25 protein-coding genes are annotated in these 23,928 nt (G+C 34.9%); 10 read left to right on the top strand and 15 right to left on the bottom strand.

Annotated elements, in window-relative coordinates:
• Window positions 1-28 precede the first annotated feature (28 nt).
• From ACO05K_RS15645 to ACO05K_RS15635, 3 genes are all read left to right on the top strand, one after another.
• The gene (locus ACO05K_RS15645; RefSeq protein WP_421945364.1) at window positions 29-1,579 is read left to right on the top strand and encodes an Rne/Rng family ribonuclease; all 1,551 of its coding nucleotides are present in this window, start codon (window positions 29-31) and stop codon (window positions 1,577-1,579) included.
• A gap of 149 nt (window positions 1,580-1,728) precedes the next feature.
• A complete protein-coding gene (radA, locus tag ACO05K_RS15640; RefSeq protein WP_421945363.1) occupies window positions 1,729-3,105 on the top strand; it encodes a DNA repair protein RadA in 1,377 nt (458 codons plus the stop codon).
• Window positions 3,106-3,460: 355 nt separating this feature from the next.
• Complete coding sequence (locus tag ACO05K_RS15635) at window positions 3,461-3,925, top strand: DUF4920 domain-containing protein (RefSeq protein ID WP_421945362.1); 465 nt, start codon at window positions 3,461-3,463, stop codon at window positions 3,923-3,925.
• Window positions 3,926-3,987: 62 nt separating this feature from the next.
• On the opposite strand, the gene ACO05K_RS15630 is transcribed toward ACO05K_RS15635, so the two are convergent.
• The 7 genes from ACO05K_RS15630 to ACO05K_RS15600 all read right to left on the bottom strand — a co-directional run bounded on the left by ACO05K_RS15630 (window position 3,988) and on the right by ACO05K_RS15600 (window position 9,449).
• The gene (locus ACO05K_RS15630) at window positions 3,988-4,755 is read right to left on the bottom strand and encodes a ThuA domain-containing protein (RefSeq protein WP_421945361.1); all 768 of its coding nucleotides are present in this window, start codon (window positions 4,753-4,755) and stop codon (window positions 3,988-3,990) included.
• A 29-nt stretch (window positions 4,756-4,784) separates the two neighbouring features.
• Window positions 4,785-5,219: a low molecular weight protein-tyrosine-phosphatase gene (locus ACO05K_RS15625; RefSeq protein WP_421945360.1), complete on the bottom strand. Its 435-nt coding sequence runs from the start codon at window positions 5,217-5,219 to the stop codon at window positions 4,785-4,787.
• A gap of 73 nt (window positions 5,220-5,292) precedes the next feature.
• On the bottom strand, window positions 5,293-6,099 hold the full coding sequence (locus ACO05K_RS15620) for a S1/P1 nuclease (protein WP_421945359.1): 807 nt from the start codon (window positions 6,097-6,099) through the stop codon (window positions 5,293-5,295).
• Window position 6,100: 1 nt separating this feature from the next.
• On the bottom strand, window positions 6,101-6,613 hold the full coding sequence (locus tag ACO05K_RS15615; protein ID WP_421945358.1) for a fumarate hydratase: 513 nt from the start codon (window positions 6,611-6,613) through the stop codon (window positions 6,101-6,103).
• A gap of 39 nt (window positions 6,614-6,652) precedes the next feature.
• Window positions 6,653-7,006 (bottom strand): hypothetical protein, encoded by a 354-nt coding sequence (locus tag ACO05K_RS15610; RefSeq protein ID WP_421945357.1) that lies wholly within the window; start codon window positions 7,004-7,006, stop codon window positions 6,653-6,655.
• A gap of 253 nt (window positions 7,007-7,259) precedes the next feature.
• Window positions 7,260-8,657 (bottom strand): class II fumarate hydratase, encoded by a 1,398-nt coding sequence (gene fumC, locus ACO05K_RS15605; RefSeq protein WP_421945356.1) that lies wholly within the window; start codon window positions 8,655-8,657, stop codon window positions 7,260-7,262.
• Between the two features lie 447 nt (window positions 8,658-9,104).
• Complete coding sequence (locus ACO05K_RS15600; protein WP_421945355.1) at window positions 9,105-9,449, bottom strand: hypothetical protein; 345 nt, start codon at window positions 9,447-9,449, stop codon at window positions 9,105-9,107.
• An 88-nt stretch (window positions 9,450-9,537) separates the two neighbouring features.
• Between ACO05K_RS15600 and ACO05K_RS15595 the strand changes: the two genes are divergently transcribed.
• Genes ACO05K_RS15595 through ACO05K_RS15585 form a run of 3 tightly spaced genes read left to right on the top strand, consistent with a single transcriptional unit; the run spans window position 9,538 to window position 12,259 of the window.
• A complete protein-coding gene (locus ACO05K_RS15595) occupies window positions 9,538-10,557 on the top strand; it encodes a Gfo/Idh/MocA family oxidoreductase (RefSeq protein ID WP_421945354.1) in 1,020 nt (339 codons plus the stop codon).
• A gap of 12 nt (window positions 10,558-10,569) precedes the next feature.
• Entirely contained in the window at window positions 10,570-11,343 is a 774-nt protein-coding gene (locus ACO05K_RS15590) for a zinc-dependent peptidase (protein ID WP_421945353.1), read from the top strand.
• A 25-nt stretch (window positions 11,344-11,368) separates the two neighbouring features.
• On the top strand, window positions 11,369-12,259 hold the full coding sequence (locus ACO05K_RS15585; protein ID WP_421945352.1) for a DUF6263 family protein: 891 nt from the start codon (window positions 11,369-11,371) through the stop codon (window positions 12,257-12,259).
• Between the two features lie 4 nt (window positions 12,260-12,263).
• On the opposite strand, the gene ACO05K_RS15580 is transcribed toward ACO05K_RS15585, so the two are convergent.
• Window positions 12,264-13,250, bottom strand: a complete 987-nt coding sequence (locus ACO05K_RS15580; RefSeq protein WP_421945351.1) for an alpha/beta fold hydrolase — start codon at window positions 13,248-13,250, stop codon at window positions 12,264-12,266.
• Between the two features lie 79 nt (window positions 13,251-13,329).
• Here ACO05K_RS15580 and hutH point away from each other — a divergent pair, with 79 nt between their 5' ends.
• Window positions 13,330-14,817 (top strand): histidine ammonia-lyase, encoded by a 1,488-nt coding sequence (gene hutH, locus ACO05K_RS15575; RefSeq protein ID WP_421945350.1) that lies wholly within the window; start codon window positions 13,330-13,332, stop codon window positions 14,815-14,817.
• 19 nt (window positions 14,818-14,836) lie between these two features.
• On the opposite strand, the gene ACO05K_RS15570 is transcribed toward hutH, so the two are convergent.
• From ACO05K_RS15570 to ACO05K_RS15550, 5 genes are read right to left on the bottom strand one after another with little or no spacing between them, the layout of a single operon-like run.
• Window positions 14,837-15,286, bottom strand: coding sequence for an ankyrin repeat domain-containing protein (locus tag ACO05K_RS15570; protein WP_421945349.1), 450 nt, complete (start codon window positions 15,284-15,286; stop codon window positions 14,837-14,839).
• Between the two features lies 1 nt (window position 15,287).
• Complete coding sequence (locus ACO05K_RS15565) at window positions 15,288-16,133, bottom strand: GIN domain-containing protein (protein WP_421945348.1); 846 nt, start codon at window positions 16,131-16,133, stop codon at window positions 15,288-15,290.
• Window positions 16,134-16,136: 3 nt separating this feature from the next.
• The gene (locus tag ACO05K_RS15560; protein WP_421945347.1) at window positions 16,137-16,511 is read right to left on the bottom strand and encodes a GntR family transcriptional regulator; all 375 of its coding nucleotides are present in this window, start codon (window positions 16,509-16,511) and stop codon (window positions 16,137-16,139) included.
• Between the two features lie 17 nt (window positions 16,512-16,528).
• On the bottom strand, window positions 16,529-17,335 hold the full coding sequence (locus ACO05K_RS15555; protein ID WP_421945346.1) for a hypothetical protein: 807 nt from the start codon (window positions 17,333-17,335) through the stop codon (window positions 16,529-16,531).
• A gap of 3 nt (window positions 17,336-17,338) precedes the next feature.
• Window positions 17,339-18,166, bottom strand: a complete 828-nt coding sequence (locus ACO05K_RS15550; RefSeq protein WP_421945345.1) for an ATP-binding cassette domain-containing protein — start codon at window positions 18,164-18,166, stop codon at window positions 17,339-17,341.
• Between the two features lie 180 nt (window positions 18,167-18,346).
• Here ACO05K_RS15550 and ACO05K_RS15545 point away from each other — a divergent pair, with 180 nt between their 5' ends.
• The 3 genes from ACO05K_RS15545 (at window position 18,347) to ACO05K_RS15535 (ending at window position 20,918) form a co-directional block, all read left to right on the top strand.
• The gene (locus ACO05K_RS15545) at window positions 18,347-18,742 is read left to right on the top strand and encodes a DoxX family protein (protein WP_421945344.1); all 396 of its coding nucleotides are present in this window, start codon (window positions 18,347-18,349) and stop codon (window positions 18,740-18,742) included.
• 1 nt (window position 18,743) lies between these two features.
• The gene (locus ACO05K_RS15540) at window positions 18,744-19,733 is read left to right on the top strand and encodes an aldo/keto reductase (protein ID WP_421945343.1); all 990 of its coding nucleotides are present in this window, start codon (window positions 18,744-18,746) and stop codon (window positions 19,731-19,733) included.
• Window positions 19,734-19,838: 105 nt separating this feature from the next.
• Complete coding sequence (locus ACO05K_RS15535) at window positions 19,839-20,918, top strand: NADH:flavin oxidoreductase/NADH oxidase (protein WP_421945342.1); 1,080 nt, start codon at window positions 19,839-19,841, stop codon at window positions 20,916-20,918.
• Window positions 20,919-21,096: 178 nt separating this feature from the next.
• Here ACO05K_RS15535 and ACO05K_RS15530 read toward each other — a convergent pair whose 3' ends face one another.
• On the bottom strand, window positions 21,097-23,412 hold the full coding sequence (locus tag ACO05K_RS15530) for a TonB-dependent receptor (RefSeq protein ID WP_421945341.1): 2,316 nt from the start codon (window positions 23,410-23,412) through the stop codon (window positions 21,097-21,099).
• Between the two features lie 123 nt (window positions 23,413-23,535).
• Entirely contained in the window at window positions 23,536-23,868 is a 333-nt protein-coding gene (locus tag ACO05K_RS15525; protein ID WP_421945340.1) for a hypothetical protein, read from the bottom strand.
• Window positions 23,869-23,928: the final 60 nt, after the last annotated feature.

Below are 23,928 nucleotides of genomic sequence, written 5' to 3'. Positions count from 1 at the left end.
ATAGGCGAAAGCCTTAAATCTGTAGCTGTTGGTAAAAGAATTAATTATCAATTCGACTCCTGCCGGAGTTACCATAGCTTTGATTGAAGACAAACAACTTGTTGAGCTTCATAAAGAACAAATTAATAATAACTACGCCGTAGGCGATATTTATTTAGGCCGCATTAAAAAAATTATGCCCGGCCTGAATGCTGCTTTCGTGGATGTTGGTTATGAAAAAGATGCATTTTTGCATTATTTTGATTTGGGCCCACAGGTACAATCTTTAATTAAGCTAACTAAGATCAAGCGGAATGGCTCGGTTACAGGCACATTATTAGATAATTTAAAACTCGAAGCCGATATTAATAAGGCTGGTAAAATATCTGATGTGCTAAGTAAAAATATGCTTTTGCCAGTACAAATTGCAAAAGAACCTATTTCTACTAAAGGACCGCGACTAAGTTCCGACTTATCAATTGCCGGCAGATATGTGGTACTGGTGCCATTCTCCAATACCATTTCCATATCAAAAAAAATAAAAAGTAATACAGAACGTAATCGACTAAAGAAGATTATTGAAAGTATTAAGCCTCAAAATTTTGGGGTAATTATCAGAACCGTTTCAGAAGGAAGAGGTGTTGCCGAAATGCAAAAAGATCTATTGGATTTAATTGCAAAATGGGAAACATTCATTAAAAAACTTCCTACGGCCGAACCTTCTAAAAGAGTTTGGGGTGAAATGGACAGATCATCAACGTTAATTCGTGATATTCTGAATCCTGATTTTACAAACGTTTACGTGAGTACACCAGAATTGTACGATGATATTCGTTCTTATGTGCACGATATTTCTCCTGAAATGGAAAAAATTGTGAAACTATACAAGCAGAAAGAACCTATTTACGACCATTTTGGAGTAGAAAAGCAGATTAAAAATGCTTTTGGAAAAACTGTAAACTTACCAGGTGGTGCTTACTTAGTTGTAGAGCATACCGAAGCACTTCACGTTATAGATGTGAATAGTGGTAACCGCACAGCCAGTAAAGAAAACCAAGAGGAAAATGCTTTACAGGTTAATAAAGAAGCGGCTAAAGAAATTGCCCGTCAGTTGCGCTTGCGTGATATGGGCGGTATTGTGGTAATCGATTTTATCGATATGCACAAGCCAACAAACCGTAAAATACTATTCGATTATTTGCGTGAGCTGATGTTATTGGATAGAGCGAAGCACACCATTTTGCCTCCAAGTAAATTTGGTTTGGTTCAAATTACCAGACAACGTGTTCGTCCGGAAATGAATATTGTTACGGTAGAAAAATGTCCGGCCTGCGATGGGACCGGAGAAATTAAAGCAAGTATTGTTTTAATGGATGATATTGAAAACAACCTTAATTATATTTTACATGAGCAAAACGAAAAAGGCATAACACTTTGTGTTCATCCTTATATAGAAGCTTACATTACAAAAGGGATTTTCAATCTTCAACGCCGTTGGTTCTTTAAATATGGCCAATGGATTAAAGTTAAGGCACAATCGGCCTATTACTTAACAGAATTTCATTTTATATCATCGAAAGATGAAGAAATAAAACTTTAACAAAAGGCCTGATTTTATAAATCAGGCCTTTTGCTTTTTAGATAATTTGGAAAGTTCCATTTTCAAATTGACACCTAATCTTGTTTAAAAAAAATTAAAGCATTTAGGTAGTTAAAATTTAAATTCGTAAATCTAAAATCTAAAATCAATTGGCAAAATCAAAAACTGCATATTTCTGTCAAAGCTGTGGCTATGAATCTGCAAAATGGATGGGTAAATGTCCATCTTGCAATCAATGGAATACTTTTGTAGAAGAAATTGTTGAGAAAACACCAGCATCGGTACCAACATGGAAAAACGAAACTACTGGAAGAAAGGTTAACAAGCCGAGTAAAGTTGATGAAATTGAGCAATCTGTAGAACGAAGGATTTCTACCAATGATAAAGAACTCGATAGGGTTTTAGGCGGAGGCTTAGTTGAGGGCTCTTTAATATTAATTGGTGGCGAACCAGGCATTGGAAAATCGACATTAATGCTGCAGCTAGCCTTAAATCTGGATGGGAAAAAACTTTTATATGTTTCTGGTGAAGAAAGTGAGCAGCAAATAAAAATGCGTGCCGAAAGGATAACAGAAAAGCCATCATCTAACTGCTACATTTTAACTGAAACTTCAACCCAAAATATCTTTAAACAAATAGAAATTCTTGAACCTGAAATTGTTGTTATAGATTCTATTCAAACTTTACATTCTTCACATATAGATTCTACACCAGGAAGTGTATCTCAAGTAAGGGAATGTACTGCAGAATTACTTCGATTTGCTAAGGAAACAGGTACGCCAGTTTTTTTAATCGGGCACATTACTAAGGATGGAGCGATTGCCGGACCAAAAATACTGGAACATATGGTTGACACGGTTTTGCAATTTGAAGGCGACAGGCATCATGTTTATCGTATTTTACGTTCAATAAAAAATCGCTTTGGTGCCGCTGCTGAACTTGGTATTTATGAAATGCAGGGTAGTGGTTTAAGAGAAGTTTCAAATCCTTCAGAAATTTTGCTCTCGCAACGCGATGAAGAATTGAGTGGAATTGCCATAGCGGCCATGTTAGAAGGAGCAAGACCAATGTTAATAGAAACGCAGGCTTTGGTTAGTCAGGCTGCTTACGGAACGCCACAGCGCTCGGCAACAGGCTTTGATACTAAACGAATGAATATGTTATTGGCTGTGTTAGAAAAACGTTGTGGTTTCAGACTTAGCGCACAAGATGTGTTTCTAAATATTGCTGGTGGAATTAGGGTAGAAGATCCTGCCATAGACCTTGCTGTTTTAATTGCCATTATTTCTTCTCATCAGGATATTCCTGTATCAACAAAAAATTGCTTTGCGGCAGAAGTTGGTTTATCAGGAGAAATTAGAGCTGTTAATAGAATTGAGCAAAGAATTGCAGAAGCTGATAAGCTTGGTTTTGAAACTATTTATATTTCAAAATATAATCTTAAAGGTATCGATGCCAAAAAATATAATTTAGAAATTAAAGCTGTTAGTAAGATTGAGGATGTGTTTGGGCTAATTTTCGGATAATTAATTTGATTAAAAGGAGGAACTGCCTCTACAAAATTCCACATAAAAGAGAGTATTTTCCTCATTTCCCCATTTTAATATTTTTTGGCATAATGTTTATTTAATTTCAATTTATTGATTTTCAGTTATTTGCGTTAAAATGATTTAACTTATTGTTTTTGGATTAACATTTGTCTAATACATTGTGTTGTACATCATGGGATGTGATCTATAACAATAGGGATGATTTTCCTCGTTAGTGAGAGCTAGCGAGGATTTTTTTTTGTTTTATACTATTTAGAAAAATTTTAAATAACTTTGTAGTAGATAATTACCGGAACAAACTATTAATATAACCACTGTAAAAAATATTATTATGAAAAAGATTATCCTAAGTTTAGGTTTTTGCTTAATAACTGCGTTAACATTTGCTCAAGCTGATTTTAAAGGTCAAAAATTCGGTGATGGTGTAACTCCTGGAGATGTTAAGCCGGCAGCTAAAATGGAAGCAGCAATGGGCGATAAAAAAGTTGCTGATATGAAAATCGAAGGCAAAGTTGTTGATGTTTGCAAAAAGAAAGGTTGCTGGATGACATTGGAGATGCCAAATGGCGACCCAATGCGTGTTACTTTTAAAGATTATGCTTTCTTTATGCCAATGGATATTGTTGGTAAAAACGTTGTTTTAGATGGTATCGCTAAAAAACAAACGATATCTGTAGAAACTTTACGTCACTACGCAGAAGATGCTAAAAAATCTCCAGAAGAAGTTGCCAAGATAACTGACCCAAAGAAAGAACTCGCTTTTGAAGCTAAAGGGGTTGTTATTTTAGATAAATAATATAAAATATTTCAAAAATGAAAAGGGGCTAAACTCATTAAGTTTAGCCCCTTTTTTGTTTATTAGAATTTTGAAGTAGCTTTTTTATAATTTAAACTTTTCTGGTTACCGATAGCGTATTTTATACCACCAAGTAAATGGTTGAGGAATTTTTCTTCTCCCCAGCTTTCTTTGGTATGTCCCATTGATACGTAAAAAGCTCTGCCTCCATCGTAATTATGATACCAGCTAAAAGGATGAAACTTTCCATTCTTGCCACCTTTGTATGAGCTTTCATCAATTGTCATTAAAACCTTAATATCGGGATTAATATCTTTAAAATTATATAGCTCATCTTTATGCATCCAAACAGAATCTGTAAAGAATTTGGTAGATGGATGGTTTTTATCTTTGATAACAAATCTTGCTTCCTGAACTTCTGGGTGGCTAACAAAATAAGCACCAACTAATTTTCCGTACCATGGCCAATCATATTCTGTATCCGTTGCGGCATGTATGCCAACAAAGCCTCCACCAGCTTGTATGTATCTTTCAAAGGCTATTTGTTGCTTATCATTCAAAACATTACCTGTGGTGCTAAGAAAAATAACTGATGCATATTTTTTTAAATTTTCTTCGGTGAAAGCATCCGCATTTTCGGTAGTATCAACATCAAAATTATTTTTTAAACCAAGTTGCTGAATGGCTAATTTTCCGGTTTCTATTGAGTTATGTCTGAAGCCTTTCGTTTTAGAAAAAACTAAAATTTTTGCTTGTTTTTTCTGCGTAATAAAACTTTGAAATAAAATAATTGAGCAAATGATGACACAAAAGGTGAAAATCTTTTTCATATAAATTGGTTAGGTTGATGATTTTAAATTTAAGAAAGTTGTTTGATAATTTCCTTACATCTTTCTTCAACTTGCAAACAAACAGGCTTAAATAACGTATTATCCCAATAAGGGTCTGTAACTTCATCGTTATCCAAAAATAATTTTACCTTTTTACGCTCTTCGTCTGTTTTAGCTAGGCTTTGTACATCTTTTAGGTTATTCTTGTCCATCACAAAAATCGCATCATAGCTTGCAAACATATCGTGACTAAATTGCTGGGCTCTCTGACTACTAATATCATAACCAAGATTTTTTGCTGCCGCGATGCTTCTACTATCTGGTGCTTTACCGATGTGCCAGTTTCCTGTTCCGGCAGAAGCGATTTCCCAGTTTAAATTTTGTTGATGAACTAAATGGCGCATGATGCCTTCTGCCAATGGCGAACGACAAATATTGCCTAAACAAACCATTAAAATTTTCATTTTTTTGTTTTAATATTAAAATTTTGAGCAAAAAAAATCCTTCATTTCGAAGGATTTTAATTTATTGTGATAATTAAGCATAAATATCATTTAGCATTTTAGCCAAACGAACTCCGCCTTTCAGCAACTGCTCGTTAAGTGTTTCAACCCAATCAAAGTTGTAACGGTAGCTAAGTTTTGAGTCTGGTTTTGTTTTATCGTAAATTTTAGAGCAAACTTGGTAAGATTCGTAAATACAATCTTTTAAGCTTGTGTTTTGCCAGTTATAAAGTTGAACAGCCGAAGGATGATTTATTGCTTTTGTATATTCTGTGTAACTTAATTGTTGATACTCGATTAACTGCTCATCCCAAACGCGGTGAAGGTTTGATTTTTCGTTAAACCATAACACCGATACACGATTCCCGCCTAAATCTTCTTTGTGTGCAACATGCATTGGTTGGCATAAATCTCCAGCCATGTGTACCAGCATACGTAAAGCTAATTGCTTTTCAGTAAGTGTGCTAGTTGGTTTTTTCAAAACGACAGTTAATTCAATTATTTTGTTGTAAAGATTAGGTGCTTTTTCTGTTTCTAAAATATTGTAAACACCTGGTTTATCTAAGCCACCGGGAAGGTTAACAAAATGCCAGTTGTACATGTAATTGTAGCTGGAGTCTGATTTTATAAAATCGCCCCAATTAGCCGACATTGCTAAGCTTTCATTACCAAGAATAGCTTGAATGGCTTTACGAGTTTTTGCTTTTAAATAACTATCGGCAATTTCGCCAACAACTCGATGTCCAATCATACCCCAGGCATTTGCCTGAATTGGTAAATAAGCCAATAAACCAATTGTTGCAATGGTTACAAGTTTCTTTTTGATTGATTTGATTATCATTTTATAATTCTTTTTGTACGCAGGTAATTTTTTGTTTTAGAGAGAGTATAATTTCACGTTGATCGCTTAAGCTTTCTAAAATTAAGCTATCATTTGTTTTTTTCTTAATCAGAAAATTTTTGTCGTAACGGCCAATTCGGTAACAACCCGATATTTTTTGTTTGTAATTTTCGTGAGTAAATGTTGCGCCAACAAATAAAGTATCGCCTTTCACGGCGTAAACGCCTTTAGCATATTCTTTCCAAATACCATTGTTATAACATGAGTCTTCATACAAATTTAATTTGCTTTTGGTTAACAAATCGATGTAAATAGAATCGCAGGATATTTTGAAATGATGTTGGGTGTAATTATTTAACTTATCGCTAAAGGCCACAGAATCTTCGTTCCAAACGCCTTGCATAAATTCTTCACCTTTGCCTTGTATGTTAGGACGAGGGGAACATGCAAGCTGTAATATAGATAAGGCAAAAATGATAATGTAAAGAAACCTGATGCCTATTTTTTCTTGCATTGTATTGGAGATAAAAATTATTCTGTTAGCTTTTGGCTATTAATTGTTAATTGGTGGAAATTGATTATTCGTGGTTTTATTCGCGTTTACTGTATTATAAATTAATAGAAATAAGCCTGTTGCAAAACAGATTCCTGCTATAAAGCTTACTACGCCTAAAATTGAATAATACCGAGTCACCTCTGAAACTGGCATACCATTATTTTGCACTAGATAAGGCATTACAACGCTATAAAAAATATTTAAAAGCAAGGCAACTCCCGAACCAATGAAAAGCAAAATTGCATCGACTTTTGCATTTTTAGAAATGTAATAGCAAGATGCAATAAAAACAAACAACGGTGAGATTAAAGAAACTAAACTGAAAAGCATTGAAGTGATTGAATTATCCATTTTTTTTGTTTTAGCTGTTTCTTAATAGTACTGGTTTAAGTTTACTAAACCCGATTGACGCGGAAAGCTTTTTTAATTGCAGTAACCTTAAATTAATTTGTCATGCTGAGGCACGAAGCATCTGCAAACGATGAAACACCTGCCTGCCGCAGGCAGGGATGCTTCGTACCTCAACATGACAGAAGTTGAAAAAACTTGTAGCAAAAAGCGGGGCTTTCGTAACCGATGCACGAATGGCCCTGCTTTTCTGATATTATTTCAAACTTCCAACCATATCTTCCGGACGAACCCACTCATCGAACTGTTCGTTGGTTAATAAGCCTAATTCAACGGCTGCTGCTTTTAAAGTTTTATTTTCTTTGTGCGCTTTCTTTGCAATTTTAGCTGCGTTTTCATAACCCACATGAGGATTTAAAGCCGTAACTAACATTAAAGAGTTTTGCAAATGTTTCTCAATTTCTGGCAAGTTTGCTGTAATGCCTTCAGCACATTTAACGGTGAAAGAAACACAAGCATCGCCAATTAAACGAGCCGACTGTAATACGTTAGCTGCGATTAAAGGTTTGAAAACGTTCAATTCGAAATGACCAGACATACCGCCAACCGAAACTGCAACATCGTTACCAATTACCTGAGCGCAAACCATTGTTAAGGCTTCTGGTTGTGTAGGGTTAACTTTGCCCGGCATAATTGAAGAACCTGGTTCGTTATCAGGAATTACAATTTCGCCGATACCACAACGCGGACCAGAACTCAACATACGTACATCGTTCGCCACTTTCATTAAAGCAACTGCAGTACGTTTTAAAGCGCCAGAAAGTTCAACCATTGCATCATGTGCTGCTAATGCTTCGAATTTATTTGGAGCAGTTACGAAAGGTAAACCTGTTAAATCGGCAATTTTTTGCGCAACCAAAACATCGTAACCTTTTGGTGTATTTAAACCAGTACCAACAGCTGTACCACCCAAAGCCAACTCAGCAACCATAACCAAAGCATTTTTAATGGCTCTGATGCTGTTATCAATTTGTTGTACGTAACCCGAAAACTCCTGACCTAAAGTTAATGGCGTAGCATCCATAAAATGGGTACGGCCAGTTTTTACGATATCGCTAAATTCTTCCACTTTCGTAGCCAAAGCATTACGCAATAACTCCAAGCCTGGAATTGTATTTTCTACCGTTAATTTATATGCTGCAATATGCATTGCAGTTGGGTAAGTATCGTTTGATGATTGCGATTTGTTTACATCATCATTCGGGTGAAGCACTTTTTTATCATCAGCCAAAGCACCGCCATTAATTACATGGGCACGGTTTGCAATTACCTCGTTTCCGTTCATGTTACTTTGCGTACCAGAACCAGTTTGCCAAATTACCAATGGAAATTGGTCGTCTAACTGACCAGCAATAATTTCATCGCAAGCTTTAGCAATTAAATCAGCTTTATCTGCAGAAAGTACGCCCAATTCGGTATTTGCTAAAGCCGCAGCTTTTTTCAAGTAACCAAAAGCGTGTATAATTTCTTTAGGCATTGAACCTTCAGGACCGATTTTGAAGTTGTTGCGTGAGCGTTCGGTTTGTGCACCCCAGTATTTGTCGGCAGGCACCTGAACCTCGCCCATGGTATCGTGTTCTATTCTGAAACTCATTATGATTTGATTTTTGTTGTCGCAAATTTAAGTTTTTTGCCTATAAAGCAAGGTATTATATTCGTTATTTCCTTCGTGTTAATTGTATCTTTTTTCCTTCGGGTTGATTCCACAGATTTAGTGATTTTACAAATTATTTTGAAAAGATGCTGAAGTATTTCTTCGCTTTGGTTCAGTCCCGCTGATTCGTTACAATCTTTTTGCGATTGTCCGTCTGAGCCTGTCGAAGACCTGCAAACAAAAAGTATTTCCGCTGCCATCGGGTTTAGTTGGCCTGGGAATCTGCAACTATCAAAATTTGCAGAGTGCAGATTTTGGCTAAAGCCTTAGGTGCTTAATTTAAAAACCGTTGGTTGAAACCAACGGCAAAGACAAACATCAAAAACCAATGTGAACGACCGGCTAATGCAATTTCATTGCAGTTTGGCTTTAGCCAACGGAAAAAAATTAAGAATAAATATCTTCGAAATAGCGAACCACTAACGATTTCATTAATAGTTCTTGCTCGAGCATTGTGTACGGAGGAATCGTTTTTATCAATTTCCAATGTGGCCAACCATCCTGGTCTACACCTTCCAGTTCATAGAAATCCATTTCACTTAAAAGCCTGCAGGTTGCAATATGCATTAACTCTTCTTTTTGGCGTTTGCTATATTTTTTTGGTCCTTTTCCTAACTCCTGAACACCAATTAAAAAAAGCATTACTTTCAAATCAGGGAAATCTGAATCAAATTCTTTCGAAATCCTTTCTTGTAAAACTTTCCACTTGGCATTAATCTCCGATGGTTTCATATCTGCAAAGATAACGTAAAAAGGTTATGGCTAAACAACAAAGCTTAATTGATAATTGTACTTTTACCTACAGTTATAACGAAATAATATGAATCAAGATAAAATAATTACAGCCGGTTTATTAGCGTATGGAATGTCTGGCAAAGTTTTTCATGCACCTTTTCTAAATGCTCATAACGGTTTTAAGTTAAAAGCAGTTGTAGAACGTAATACAAAAAAGGCAGCTACAGATTATCCTGAAATTTTAAGCTACAACAGTGTTGATGAATTATTGAACGACTCAGAAATTGAGTTGGTTGTAATTAATACCCCAAATAATCTTCATTACGAACATGCAGAAGCTGCCCTAAAAAGTGGTAAACATATTTTAGTTGAAAAACCTTTTACAGCAACATCTGCACAAGCTAAAATTTTATTTGATTTAGCAGATTCTGTCGGAAAACAAATTCTCTTCTACCAAAACCGTCGTTGGGATAGTGATTTTGCCGCTGTAAAAAAAGTTTTGGCAAGTGGTAAATTAGGCAAGCTTAACGAATTTCACTTACGTTATGATAGATACAGAAATGTAATCGGACCAAAAGCTTTTAAAGAACAAGCAATTGAAGCCAGTGGCTTACTTTACGATTTAGGTCCGCATCTTTTAGATCAGGTAATCAGCCTATTTGGTAAACCTGTTTCTTACCACAAAACTTTAGGCAAAAATAGAAAAGATACTTTGGTTGATGATTATTTTACCATCCAGCTAAATTACGAGAACAGTGTTAACGTTTTTGTAACCTCAAGTATGTTGGTTGTAAATCCGCAGGCTGCATTTGTTTTGCATGGTGTAAATGGTAGTTTTATTAAAGACCGTACCGATAGCCAGGAAGAACAATTGCTTTCAGGCATGAAATTAACTGACGAAGGTTACGGAATAGAAGCAAAAGGCAAAGAAGGTTTATTAACCACAATTGATGCTGAAGGCAATAAAACTGAAGAAATTATCCCTTCAGAAATTGGAAGTTATTTGCCACTTTTTGAAGCTGTTTATCAATCGATAACAACTAATATTCCTTATCCTGTAAAATGTGAAGATGTTTTAATTCAGTTAGAAATTTTAGAAAGCTAAGCTTTAAGTTTTATGAACTCGCTACCATACGCATACCTGATACCGATTTTTTTACTTGCACTTTATTTCATCCTCCGGAAGAAAAAACCCAAAATTGAGCCTTTAACCGAAGTTGATAAGCAGATTTTAAACGACTACGTTTCTTATTATCAAAAGTTAGATAAGCCAAACAAGCTTCGCTTTGAGCAAAAAGTGGCAGAGTTTTTTGCCTCTGTAAGAATTGAAGGAGTAGAATTAGAACTGACTACTTTGGATGAACTGCTTATTGCATCGAGTGCGGTTATTCCAATATTTGGTTTTAACGATTGGCAATATAAAAACTTAAGTAGCGTTTTGCTATATCCTGATACTTTTAACAAAGATTTTCAGTTTGAAGGTGGCGAAAGAAATATTATGGGAATGGTTGGAAGTGGATACATGAACGGGCAAATGATTTTATCGCGTTCGGCGCTTAGGCATGGCTTTTCCAAAAGTGCGGGCAAAGAAAATACAGCCATCCATGAATTTGTGCATTTGTTAGATAAATCTGATGGTGCTACAGATGGCGTTCCTGAAAACCTGATGGCGCATGAATATACTTTGCCTTGGGTAAAAATGATGCGTGAAGAAATTGAAAGGATAGAAGATAATAAATCAGATATCAATCCTTATGCAATAACAAATGAAGCTGAGTTTTTTGCAGTAGTTTCTGAATATTTCTTCGAAAAGCCAGATTTGTTTAAAGATAAGCATCCGGAATTGTATCTTCAACTTAGTAGAATTTTTGCCCAAAAACCAGCAAAGTAAAAAATATTGACAAGATTAAATATCTATGAAATTTCTAACTACACTAACCTGTTTTTTAATTGCTACAAGTGCTTTTGCTCAAAAAACATACTTGCTAAAGCAAGCTTTTCCGGTAGGGAAAAAATATGCATATACCATAAATTCCGATCAGATTATTGGTCAGAAAGCTGATGGAAAGGAATCTAACTACATCCAAAACGTTGGTACAGATTATACATTTGAAATTACCGAAGCTAAAGCCTTAGATAAAAATATAAAAGTTGTTTATAACCGCATCAAAATAAAATCTGCAGGGATGGGCAATGAGTTGATTTTAGATTCAGATACTGAAGAAGCGGGAAAGCCAAACCCATTTGCAGGTTTAAAGAATGCCAGTTTTAATATGTTAATCAGTCCGACTGGAAGTATAAAATCTGTTTCGGGCGTAGATAAAATGGTTAACGATATGGTTACCAAAATGACTACTGATACTGCCCAAATTAAAGCTGTTAAAGCATCGCTTGCAAAACAATTTAATGCAGAAGTTATTAAACAAACAATGGAATCGGCATTGAAAATTTTCCCGGAAAAGCCAGTAAAAATAGGTGATAGTTGGACAATTTCTTCAAAACTGAATATTACGATGCCAATTGAATCTACAGTTACCTACACTTTGAAAGAGGTGAAAGGTAATGTTGCGGTTTTAACTATCAAAGGAAATCTTATATCAAAAGGAGATTTTGAGAGTTTAGGTGCAAAAATGCAAACAGATTTAAAAGGTTTAAATATGGGAGATGCGCAAGTTGACTTAACCACCGGAATGATTTTAAGTAGCCATACCAGATTAGAACTTTACGGTAAAATGAAAGCTGCAGGTGCTGAAACTGATTTTGACCTTGAAGGCATTACTAAAATCACCGGGAAAGAAATAAACTAAATTTTTACAAACTTCCGGTAAGTGCAACTAAAAATTCTGTTGTAATTTCTATGTGCGGAATATGCCCGCAAGCATCAAATTCAACAATTTTTGAACCTGGGATTTTCAAAGCTGTATTTTTACCCAAAAACCTGTACAAACCATGAATTGCTTGCTGGTCGGCATTAAGCAGGCCTTTTCCAACGATGGTTTTATCATCTTTACCAATAAATAAAATCGTTGGAACTTTCAGGTTACGAAATTCATCAACCACAGGTTGGTTGTAGATCATATTATAAGTTAATGCTGCAACTTTTGCATATTTGGGAAAATCTGCACTAAAGGTTACACCTGCGCCAATATTTACCAGGTATTCGTAATCAGGTTTCCAAACGGTAAAATAAGAGGTTCTGTAATATTGGCGAATGCTTTCTGCAGTATTTTTCAATTCTCGCTGGTATTGTTCTTCAACGGTTGATGGCGGTACAAAAGTTTTGTAATCTTCTAAGCCAATCGGATTTTCCAAAAGCAATTTGTCCATTCTTTCAGGATACATCAACGCAAATCTTGTAGCAAGCATCCCGCCCATACTGTGTCCCAATATTGATGTCTTTTGAATTCCTAAAGTATCCAGCAATTTTTTATTCCAGTTTACAAGTTGTTCAAACGTATAATTTATTATTGGTTTAGAAGAACGCCCAAAACCGATTTGATCTGGAGCAATTACTCTAAAACCAACGCCAGTAAGTGCTCTGATTACGTTCCCCCAGTAATAACCACCAAAATTTTTGCCATGGAAAAGCATTATCGTTCTGCCGTTTGGGGTGATGGTTGGTGCAACGTCCATGTAAGCCATTTTTATGTCTTGCCCGTCAATATTCAAAGGCAAATATTTTATCGCATAAGGATATTTTACGTTTTCTAGATTTATAGATAATGTATCTATTTTTTGTGCGTAAGTTGCTGTTAACGAAAGGGTAGTAAGTGCTATAAAAAGTAAGAGTTTTTTCATGTTTAAAATATTTTGAAGCAATGTAATTTGCTAACAGACTTAATTTATATTTTTGAGCCGACCAAATAGACTAAAAACCATGCCCGTTTTCTACATAGGTGATAAACCTTTAAGCTTAAAATCCATTTCAGAAATAATTACAGGTAACTATTCTATAGCATTAAGCGATGTTGCAAAGGATAGAATTAATAAATGCAGAAGTTATCTTGATAATAAATTAAAGCTTAATAATGAGCCTGTTTACGGTATTAACACCGGCTTTGGTTATTTGCAAAACGTAAAGATAGAACAAGAACATTTAACAAGTTTACAGCATAATTTATTGCTTTCTCACGCATGTGGAACCGGGGCAGAAGTGCCTAACGAAATTGTAAAGTTAATGTTGCTTTTGAAAATCCAGTCTTTGAGTTATGGTTTTTCGGCCATTTCTATAGAAACCGTACAACGTTTAGTAGATTTTTATACACATAATATATTCCCGGTTGTTTATACACAGGGTTCGTTGGGTGCATCTGGAGATTTAGCACCACTCGCACATTTGGCTTTACCTCTTATTGGCGAAGGTGAAGTTATTTACGAAGGCGAGAAAATTAGAACCGCAGAACTTAACAAAAAATTAAACTGGCAACCATTGGCTTTGCAGTCTAAAGAAGGTTTAGCTTTAATAAATGGTACTCAGTTTATGAGTGCATATGGGATTCACATTCTAATTAAGACAAATAAGTTGGTTCAGTGGGCTGATAAAATTGCCGCAATTTCCATTGATGCTTTTGATTGTAGAATTGACCCTTTTGATGCATTAAGCCATCAAATTAGGCCGCACAAAGGACAAATTGATACTGCAGAGTTTATAAGTAATTATTTATCAGGTAGCGAAATTATTAAGCAGGAGGGAAAACAAACCCAAGATCCGTACTCGTTTAGATGTGTGCCTCAAGTGCATGGCGCTAGTAAAGACAGCATCAATTACATCACATCGGTTTTTGAAACCGAAGTTAATTCGGTAACGGATAACCCGAATGTTTTTCCTGATGAGGATAGAATTATTTCTGCCGGAAACTTCCATGGGCAACCGCTGGCTTTAAGTTTGGATTTTCTGTGTATCGCATTGGCAGAACTTGGTTCAATATCCGAAAGGCGGGTTTTTCAATTAATATCAGGACAACGGGGATTACCTCCATTTCTGGTTAAAAATGCCGGCTTAAATTCTGGATTAATGATTGCTCAATATACTGCCGCATCAATAGTTAGCGAGAATAAACAACTTTGTACGCCATCATCGGTAGATAGTATTGTGAGTAGCAACGGACAAGAAGACCATGTAAGTATGGGTGCAAACGGAGCCACCAAATGTTTGCGTATAGTTAATAATCTAGAAAATATTCTGGCTATTGAACTTTTAACAGCTTGCCAAGCTTTGGATTTGAGAAGACCTTTAAAGTCATCGCAAAAAATTGAAGAAATTTGGACTGCTTATCGTAGTGTGGTTACTTTTAATGATGCTGATAGAATCTTGGCTAATGATATAAAAAAATCAGTAAGTTTTATGCAGAATTTTAATACATAAAACCTACTGAGGTTGGTTTTTATTTTGTTATAAGGCTCGACAAAAATTCTACTAATTCTATTTTGTCATACTTTTTTGCATAATCCAATGCAGTTTTATGCTCATTGTTTTGTAGAGCTGGATTTGCACCAGCTTTAACAAGGGCTTTTGCCATATCAAGCATGCCATATTTAGCTGCAGACATTAACGCACTTTTATCATCGCAGATTTTGTTTAAATTTATTTTCTGCTTAATTAATGTTTCAAAGATTTTATTGGATGATGATTTTATACTTATTGTTAGCAATGAGTATGGTTTATCTTCTAACAGAAAGCAAGATTCTATAGATTGGTTTTGCGTTTTCAGTTCAGTTAAAAGTATTTCGGGATCATCACTTTTAAAAGCTTTTTTCATTTCATTAGAAAAGGTTTGTGCCTGAACAGTTAAACCAAAAACAACAAGGGATACAAAAATAAATAGCGTTTTCATATTAGTTTTTAAGCATTGATTTAAGGATAGATGCAGAACCACTAATTCTTGTCGAATCTGATAAACTGCCTGTAGATTGAGCAACTTTAACAAAATCAATATTCAACTCTGTTATTCCAGTGGTTTTAATCGCTAAACTGTTGATTTGATATTTTGTTTTGTCTCTTTCATCGCCATAAATTTCGATGTTCGATTTACCAACAGAATTTATATTTACCGATTGAAATATCGATTTTAAACTCCTAAAATTTGAATTGTTCAAATAAATATTGATGTTATTGATTTTAGTGTTGCTAAAATTTAAATCTCCAACCTTATCTGTATTTATTTTTAGATAATTTATAGCAGTTAATTCCTGAAAATTTAAACGATTTACATTTTTTGCATTCACTGTGATGGTGTCTGTTTTAATATCTAAAGTAAATCCTGCTGCTCTAGAAATATTAAAGTTCTTGGCGCTGCTAGAGTAAATGTAGGCCGTTAAAGAATATTTAAGTTTCTTGTCTGAATTTTTTAAGTTGATTTGAAGCGTATTGTTATTGTCAACTTTAATATCATACATCTCGGTTAAATCGCTCGGAATTTTGATGCCTGATTTATCGCTGTTTACAACAACAAAATTAACGTAACTATCATTTCCGTCATTTAAATTAACTGATGAAAAATCTGGTAATTCTTTAACTGTGTATCCATCCAGTTCTGATTTAAGGTCTGTATTTCCCTTTAAATTTTTATAGAAAGCCTTTTCGTTTTTGTAATTTATTTTAACATTTACAGCAATTACAATAATTGGTATTATAATAAGCGAAACGGCTAAGGCGATTAATAATTTATTACTTGTTTTCATGTTTTAAGCGTTAAAATTTTCTTTAACAAATGATTCATATTTGGCTTGCAGTTCATCAAAACCAATGTTTAGTAAATAGATATTTCTGAAAACCACAGGTAGTTCATCATCTATAAACTGTACTTTTCGATAATTTTTTACATTATCAATTGCATGTTCATCAATAAAAAAACCAATGCCTCTTTTATTGTTTATAATGCTTTTATTTTGAAGTAATTCGTAAGTTCTCATAACTGTATTTGGATTAACTTCCATTTCTACAGCCAGCTCCCTTACCGAAGGTACTTTTTCGTCGGCTTTCCATTTTCCTAACAAAATATGTTCGCAAACATAATCTGCTATTTGAAGGTATATTGCCTTATTATCTCTAAATTCCATATTGTAGCAATTAAAAATTAAACCTCTTTTTCTTTAAGGCGAACGTAGGCTATTGTCCAAACTACTAATGTTAAAAGAATAGTAATCAGGAGGAAAATTATTAGCATATCACTTTTATCATTTCTATAGGAGTGATTTACCATTACCATATTTTTTGTGATTAATTGTGAAACCTCACTGATGATGTACATCGCCACGCCAGAAAATATCATAACTGAAACTGTTGTTTTTATATAGTGAAAACGATTAAAGTATATCGACCCTAACAAATAAATACTGGTTAGTAAGAAAGGCATAGCAAAAAAGTAATTGAAAACTTCTTGTGATGGTGCTATTTCTGTTAAGAAAGTTCTTGCCCCTTTAACTTCTAATATTGTTGAACTAGTGGCCTTTAAAGCATCTATTTGCGAATTTATATAAGCTGTGTAACTAATATCTGTTAAATAGAAAATTACGAGATAACTAATAATACTTACAATTCCTGTGTAAAAAATGCCAGCCAAAAACTTTTCAAAAACTGATGCTGGTATTAACAAATCCATTATTGCTTTTGATTTTTGCCCCAGATAGGCAAAATAAGTACTGGCAACAATGCTGATAAAAAGCATACCAACAATTAAAAATACTGGTATCCTAAAATTCATATTAAAGTAGTTCTGTGCATCAAGATATTGAATCCTTCTAGGCACATTCGTATTAAATGCATAAGATGCAATAAGAACGCCAGCAATAACGAGAAGGCTGATTAGATAGATTTTTCCAAAATCTAACCACTGTCTTTTCAATAAAAGCCCGAATCGGTTTATGTTAAATGTATTGTTCATCTCCTAGTTGAATAATGGTTTAAATTTGATTTTTTCTGCAAGGATTGCATTAAACAATAATTCCATATCTAATCTGCTATCCTCATTGTGGTAATTTGGCATTACGGCATTAAAGCCTGATAAAGACGGTTCTGCATAAAAAACGCTCTCATCAACTTCCTTAACTTTTTTAAATGTTAACTTTTCCGTAATTTCCTGTACAGATGCCATTAATGCTACATCATTATCATCAAGCATAATTACCGTATCAATAAGATTATCCAAATCTCTAACCTGATGTGTAGAGATGATAATGCATTTATCATCCGTTAAGGCAGAAGCCATTATTTTTCTAAACTGTGCTTTTGATGGAATATCTAGCCCATTCGTAGGTTCATCCATAATAATCAGCTTTGCTTCGGTTGCCAAACCAAACGCAATGATGAATTTCTTTTTCTGCCCATAACTCATATTTATAAGTTTATTACCTGCCGGAATATCAAATTCTTTAATCAACGAATCGAAATACTGATGATTGAAATTTTTGTAGAAAGGAGCATTCGCTTTTAGATAAGCGTCTATCTTAACAGCTGGTAAGTATAATTCCTCTGGAATAAAACAAATTTGCTCTAATAACTGAGGTTGGCGCTTTGCAGGGTTAAAACCCATTACATCAAGTGTACCACTTTGTGCATAAACTAAACCAGCCAAGTTTTTTAAAAGTGTTGATTTTCCAGCACCGTTTTTTCCAAGCAAACCGTAAATATGGCCATTGCTTAACTGCATGCTCATATTTTTAAATAATGGTTTATGCTTGCTGTAACCAAAATTTAGATTGTTAATTTTAATCATATCTACTGTATTAGTTAAATAATACACTAAAGTATGATGTTCATTTGAATTCACCAAATTATTTTTGATTTTTTTTCAAAATGGAGCTTTATAAGGTTTATGTAAAATGTGGGTTTAATCTTTGTTGCAATCAAACATCAGGCGTTTGCCAATTGTATGTTTGTATGATAACATGTTTCTATGGATAAAAAATGGGCATATCTGTTAAGCAGATTAGCAATCGATTTAAGCTTTTTCGGACATGGCTTGGTTCGCCTGCCAAAGCTTGATGGTTTTAGCAAATGGATGACTGGGCAGTTTTCAAAATCTTTTTTACCTGATGTATTGGTGCTTCCTTTTAGTTATGCACTACCGATTTTAGAATTTGCCGCAGGCTTAATGATCGTAATCGGTTTGTTTACCAAACAAGGATTATTGCTTGCTGGTTTGGTAACCCTCGCTTTAATTTTTGGAACTACCATGATAGAAAATTGGGATGCTTTGCCATCACAACTTATTCATATCGCATTTTTATCAGTGTTATTGGCATACCTTCCGCACAATAGTTATGCGGTTGATAAAATTTTAAAGAAATAATATGGAATACAGAAAAATTGGAAATTCAGATTTAGAACTTTCGGTAATTACTTTTGGTGCTTGGGCAGCCGGTGGCTGGATGTGGGGGAGTACAGATAGAAACGATGCAATTGAGGCGATTAAAGCATCATACGATTTAGGTGTAACTTCTATTGATACTGCGCCAATTTACGGACAAGGTGATAGCGAGGAAATTGTTGGCGATGCTATTAAAGGAATTTCCAGAGATAAACTTCAAATTGTTACCAAATTTGGAATGCGCTGGGATTTAGCCAAAGGCGATTTCGGTTTCAAGAGTAAAGATAATTCTGGTAAGGAAATTGACATTTACAAATTTGCAGGCAAAGAAAGTGTGATTTACGAATGCGAACAATCGTTAAAAAGATTAGGAACAGACTATATTGATTTATACCAAATTCATTGGCCGGATACAACTACTCCAATTAGCGAAACCTTTGAAGCAGTTAGCAGATTAATTGAGCAAGGAAAAGTGCGTTACGCTGGTGTATGTAATTATAATGTCGAGGAATTAAAAGAGGCGGATAAAACTTTGGAAATTGTTTCTAATCAGATTCCTTTTAGTATGGTAAATCGCAGCGTAGAAGATGAAACTGTGCCATATTGCATAGAAAAAAACAAAGCTGTTTTAGCTTACAGTCCGATGGAAAGAGGATTGTTAACCGGGAAATTAAAATCAGATCATCAGTTTGAAGCGGGCGATCATCGTCAGGGAAATCCTTTTTTCACACCAGAAAGTATAGAAAAAACAAATGCTTTTTTAGCAAAAATTAAGCCTTTGGCTGATGAAAAAAATGCAACATTATCTCAACTGGTTTTGCGTTGGACAGTTGAACGTCCGGGGATAACGATAGCTTTAGCTGGCGCAAGAAATGCTGAACAATCAAAACAAAATGCGCAAGCTATAAATGTGAAATTAAGTGCCGAGGAGATTCAATTCATCAATACAGAATTAAATAATGCAGGTTTCTAATCCATCATATATTTAAAGAAACGGAAAAATTTTAATGGAGGATTTGAATACTTAATTCTGCCTTGTTAAAAACTTTCCGTTCTTTGTGATAAAATCTAACTACACATGTCTAAATTATTTTCTCCTTTAAAATTAAAGGATGTAACCTTAAAAAATAGAATCGTAATCTCTCCAATGTGCCAGTATTCGGCTATTGATGGTTTTGCCAACGATTGGCATCTGGTACATTTAGGAAGCAGAGCAGTTGGTGGTGCCGGATTAGTTATTCAGGAAGCTACGGCTGTTCTTCCAGAAGGTAGAATTACCCATGCCGATTTAGGTATCTGGAAAGATGAACACTTAGATAAATTAAAGCAAATCGTTTCATTTATTCATGAAAACGGAGCAATTGCAGGTATTCAACTGGCTCATGCTGGAAGAAAAGCAAGTTGCGAATTACCTTGGAATGGTGGAGAGCAAATCGCCGAAGGCGAAAACAGCTGGCAAATAGTTGGGCCATCACCAATTCCATTTAAAGCTGGACAATTACCGCCACATGAATTGTCGATTAAAGAAATTCAGGATATTGTTTTTGCATTTAGAGCAGCAGCCAAGCGAGCTTTAGATGCAGGTTATAAAATTGTGGAAGTACATGCTGCGCATGGCTACCTTTTACACGAATTTTTTAGTCCAATAAGTAATAAGCGTACAGATATTTATGGCGGAAGTTTTGAAAACAGAATTCGTTTAGTGATAGACGTAGTTGAAGCCGTTCAATCTGTTTGGCCACAAGAACTGCCATTGTTTGTACGTATTTCTGCTACCGATTGGACTGAAGGTGGCTGGAACGAAAATGATTCTTTACAACTTGCTGCGGTTTTAAAAGATAGAGGTGTGGATTTAATTGATACTTCATCGGGTGGTAATGTACCGGATGCGTTTATCCCGGCAGGGCCAAATTATCAGGTTCCTTTTGCTGATAAAATCCGCAACGAAATTGGTATTTACACAGGCGCTGTTGGCGTAATTGTAGATGCGCATCAGGCAGAAGAAATTTTACAGCAGGAAAAAGCTGATTTGATTTTTATTGCTCGTGAATCTTTAAGAGATGCTTATTTCCCAACGCATGCAGCACAGATTTTGGGCGATGATATTGAATGGCCTAATCAGTATATAAGAGCTAAAAGAGAAACTTTTAAAAAGTAATTTTTTCGAAATTAAAAAGGTTGTATCATAAAATTGAATTGTCATCCTGAGCCTGTCGAAGGACTTTTAAACTAACCTTAAAGGCGTTTCGACAAGCTCAACGTGACAATATCAAAGGATGATTTGATTATGATACAACCTTTTCTTTATTGAGTAAATTTTAGGATAATTTTCCTCGTTATTTTGCCAATGTAAACGGTACATATAATCCAAAAGTGATATTTCTACCAGGATTATAAACACCAAGATTTGGGTTTTCATAATCAAAACGACCTGGTTTATATCTGCTCAATGCATCGTAATATTTTTGGTTTAACAAGTTATTTGCCGAAACTGAAAAACGTACAGGCTGTTTACCTAGGTTAAAGGTTGCACCAATACCTGCATTTAAAAGTGTATATCCACCTGTTGGTGTTTCAAAAACTTCATCCACACGATTTTGTTTGAATGCAGAATTTATGCCTACCGATAAATAAGCATCATTTGTTCCTTTAATTTTTGGTTCAAAGCGTAATTCATTTCTTAAAGTTCCTGCCGGGATAAAAGCTAACGGGCGATTAAGCGTTGTGTTTTGCGCATGTACATAGCCAAATGTGTTTTCAAAGTGAATAAAAGAAACCGGGTGAATGGTTAAAGTTGCTTCAGCACCATATAGATTGGCGTTAACTTGTCCGTAACGATAAACCGGATAATTATCTCCTTCGGCATTGATGGTTTCGCCATTGTTTGAAGCATAAATAAAATTATGAACATAGTTATTGTAAATACTTGCACTTGCGCTTACAATTTTACCTTCATATTCTAAGGCAGCATCTACCTGGTAACTACGCTCCGGACTTAAATTGGCATTACCAATCTCATATCTGAACGTACCTTCATGCACACCATTTGAGCCTAATTCGGCAGGGTTTGGCGCTCTGAAAGCAGAACCTGCATTAGCTTTAAAGTTCAATTCATCATTAAACTGATGCGTAAAACCTAAGGCACCGCTAACATTCGAAAATTTGTTTTCAAACGGAGCAAAAACTTCTTCGCCTTCTGCAATTAATTGTTTGCCGTTATTTTTACGGAAATCATAACGTGCTCCAATACTGAAAGTGTTATTCTCCCAATTCTTTTTGGCATAAGCGAAAGCACCAATTCCGTAAGTATTGTAATCAGGAACTAAAAATTCTTCGCCTTTGTTTAAGCTTTTACCTGCATCGGCACTTAAACCAAAAACTGGTTGCCATCCATTGGTTTCATGGATATAGTATTTTAAATCAGCATTGTATGTTTTTAAGTCGAAAAATAACGATGGGTCTGGACCATCTTCCAATTCTCTGCGTTGGTTTTGTTGATAACCGAAATCTGCCTTTAAATTACCATTACCTAAAACAAAATTGTTATTTAAAGCAATTTTGAAATGTCTAATATCCTGACGAGGATAATCCAATGTTCTGTTTTTAAAATCACTATCTAAAAACGGGTCGCCACCCTCTTTAACAAAATTTCCGTTAGCATCTGTTTCTCCTTCAAAAAAACCAATGTTATTGCGGAAACTCGAAACATTTAAATGTGTATAACCCCAGCTTTTGTTCAAGCCAATCATACCACTTAAATCAGTTTCGTTAAAACCAGAGTTTGGAAAATATCCAGTAGGTGTGTTAAACGAATGCGCATTTTTATACGTTCCTCTCGCTCTCCATACAAAACCATTATCGTTGCCATTTAACATTAAAGAGTTTGCAGTTAAACCGTTATTTGTAGAGTAATTCGTAACAAATTCCCCTTTTACCTGCCCTTCAGGAGCAGAACTTGGTTCCAATAAATTGATAACGCCACCAAGCGCATCCGAACCATACATTAACGATGCAGCACCACGTAAAATTTCTACTCTGTCAGATTTAAACTGGTCGATTTCAATTCCGTGTTCATCGCCCCATTGTTGTCCTTGCTGCTTAATTCCATCATCTAAAGTTACAATTCGGTTGTATCCTAAACCTCTGATAATTGGTTTTGAGATTGAAGGACCTGTTGTAATTTGAGAAACACCAGGAACTTTAGCCAATGCATCAATTAAATTGGTAGAAGGCGCTAAAAGCTGGTCTTTACCTACAACTGCTGATGAAGCACTATTCCTTCGGCTAGTACTACTAATCAATGTACCGGTAATTACTACTTCTTTGGTTTCAATTGCCGATGGTTTTAAAGAAAACTCGATGCTACTTGAGCTGCTAAAATTTACAAGTTTCGCAACCTCTTTGTATCCAATGTAATGAACTTCTACAAGATAAATTCCTTTCGATGGAAGATTGTTTAAAGTAAATTCTCCATCAGCATTGGTTACTGCGGTAACCTTTAAATCCGGAATAAATATGGTTGCCCCTGGTAAAGCCTGGTTCGTTTCCGAATCAAAAACTTTTCCTTTAATGTCTTTAAGTGTGTTAGCAAATGCATTTATGCTAAATAATGTATATAGAATTACAAAGCCAATAAGCTGTAATTTTTTCATGTCTGTATGATTAAAATTTTAGAAATAGAAAACATAAAGCAATCCAAACAGATGCTTTTTTCTATCTCATAATAAAAAATGTAAATAATGTATTGGCACGTAATTGTGCCTCAGAAGAAAAAATTAAACTAAGGGAGGGCCACGTAAAGAGCTACGTTTTATTTCAGTGTAGAAACTTTTTAATGTTGCTTCAGTTTGTCCGAATATTTTTACTGAAAGAAAAATTTTATATAGATGTGCGGTATGAACGTAGTTTTTCTCAAAGCCAGCATTACAAATTAAGCAATTATCGGCATGTGCCTGTACATGGCTTAAATGTTTACAATTAACTTCTTTTACAGTTAGGGGAATCTGCTGGTGATGGTGAATTACATTCCACGGCGTTAATGCAATAGCAAAAACCATCAGCATAAATACTGATAGGGTATGGTTTATGTTTTGCTTAAGCTTTTTCAATTCGTCAAAATTAGCAATTCATACGCAATTATATATCTTTGGAAAGTAACATTGCCTTTA

The organism is Pedobacter sp. (assembly GCF_965227205.1).
GTDB lineage: Bacteria > Bacteroidota > Bacteroidia > Sphingobacteriales > Sphingobacteriaceae > Pedobacter.
This window is presented reverse-complemented; position numbering and strand designations above follow the sequence as displayed.

Bases quoted from the DNA above. Each gene is read 5' to 3' on its own strand.
- ACO05K_RS15635 (WP_421945362.1), top strand. From the start codon at position 3,461: ATGAAAAAGATTATCCTAAGTTTAGGTTTTTGCTTAATAACTGCGTTA.
- ACO05K_RS15630 (WP_421945361.1), bottom strand. From the start codon at position 4,755: ATGAAAAAGATTTTCACCTTTTGTGTCATCATTTGCTCAATTATTTTA.
- ACO05K_RS15625 (WP_421945360.1), bottom strand. From the start codon at position 5,219: ATGAAAATTTTAATGGTTTGTTTAGGCAATATTTGTCGTTCGCCATTG.
- ACO05K_RS15620 (WP_421945359.1), bottom strand. From the start codon at position 6,099: ATGATAATCAAATCAATCAAAAAGAAACTTGTAACCATTGCAACAATT.
- ACO05K_RS15615 (WP_421945358.1), bottom strand. From the start codon at position 6,613: ATGCAAGAAAAAATAGGCATCAGGTTTCTTTACATTATCATTTTTGCC.
- ACO05K_RS15610 (WP_421945357.1), bottom strand. From the start codon at position 7,006: ATGGATAATTCAATCACTTCAATGCTTTTCAGTTTAGTTTCTTTAATC.
- fumC (WP_421945356.1), bottom strand. From the start codon at position 8,657: ATGAGTTTCAGAATAGAACACGATACCATGGGCGAGGTTCAGGTGCCT.
- ACO05K_RS15600 (WP_421945355.1), bottom strand. From the start codon at position 9,449: ATGAAACCATCGGAGATTAATGCCAAGTGGAAAGTTTTACAAGAAAGG.
- ACO05K_RS15595 (WP_421945354.1), top strand. From the start codon at position 9,538: ATGAATCAAGATAAAATAATTACAGCCGGTTTATTAGCGTATGGAATG.
- ACO05K_RS15590 (WP_421945353.1), top strand. From the start codon at position 10,570: ATGAACTCGCTACCATACGCATACCTGATACCGATTTTTTTACTTGCA.
- ACO05K_RS15585 (WP_421945352.1), top strand. From the start codon at position 11,369: ATGAAATTTCTAACTACACTAACCTGTTTTTTAATTGCTACAAGTGCT.
- ACO05K_RS15580 (WP_421945351.1), bottom strand. From the start codon at position 13,250: ATGAAAAAACTCTTACTTTTTATAGCACTTACTACCCTTTCGTTAACA.
- hutH (WP_421945350.1), top strand. From the start codon at position 13,330: ATGCCCGTTTTCTACATAGGTGATAAACCTTTAAGCTTAAAATCCATT.
- ACO05K_RS15570 (WP_421945349.1), bottom strand. From the start codon at position 15,286: ATGAAAACGCTATTTATTTTTGTATCCCTTGTTGTTTTTGGTTTAACT.
- ACO05K_RS15565 (WP_421945348.1), bottom strand. From the start codon at position 16,133: ATGAAAACAAGTAATAAATTATTAATCGCCTTAGCCGTTTCGCTTATT.
- ACO05K_RS15560 (WP_421945347.1), bottom strand. From the start codon at position 16,511: ATGGAATTTAGAGATAATAAGGCAATATACCTTCAAATAGCAGATTAT.
- ACO05K_RS15555 (WP_421945346.1), bottom strand. From the start codon at position 17,335: ATGAACAATACATTTAACATAAACCGATTCGGGCTTTTATTGAAAAGA.
- ACO05K_RS15550 (WP_421945345.1), bottom strand. From the start codon at position 18,166: ATGATTAAAATTAACAATCTAAATTTTGGTTACAGCAAGCATAAACCA.
- ACO05K_RS15545 (WP_421945344.1), top strand. From the start codon at position 18,347: ATGGATAAAAAATGGGCATATCTGTTAAGCAGATTAGCAATCGATTTA.
- ACO05K_RS15540 (WP_421945343.1), top strand. From the start codon at position 18,744: ATGGAATACAGAAAAATTGGAAATTCAGATTTAGAACTTTCGGTAATT.
- ACO05K_RS15535 (WP_421945342.1), top strand. From the start codon at position 19,839: ATGTCTAAATTATTTTCTCCTTTAAAATTAAAGGATGTAACCTTAAAA.
- ACO05K_RS15530 (WP_421945341.1), bottom strand. From the start codon at position 23,412: ATGAAAAAATTACAGCTTATTGGCTTTGTAATTCTATATACATTATTT.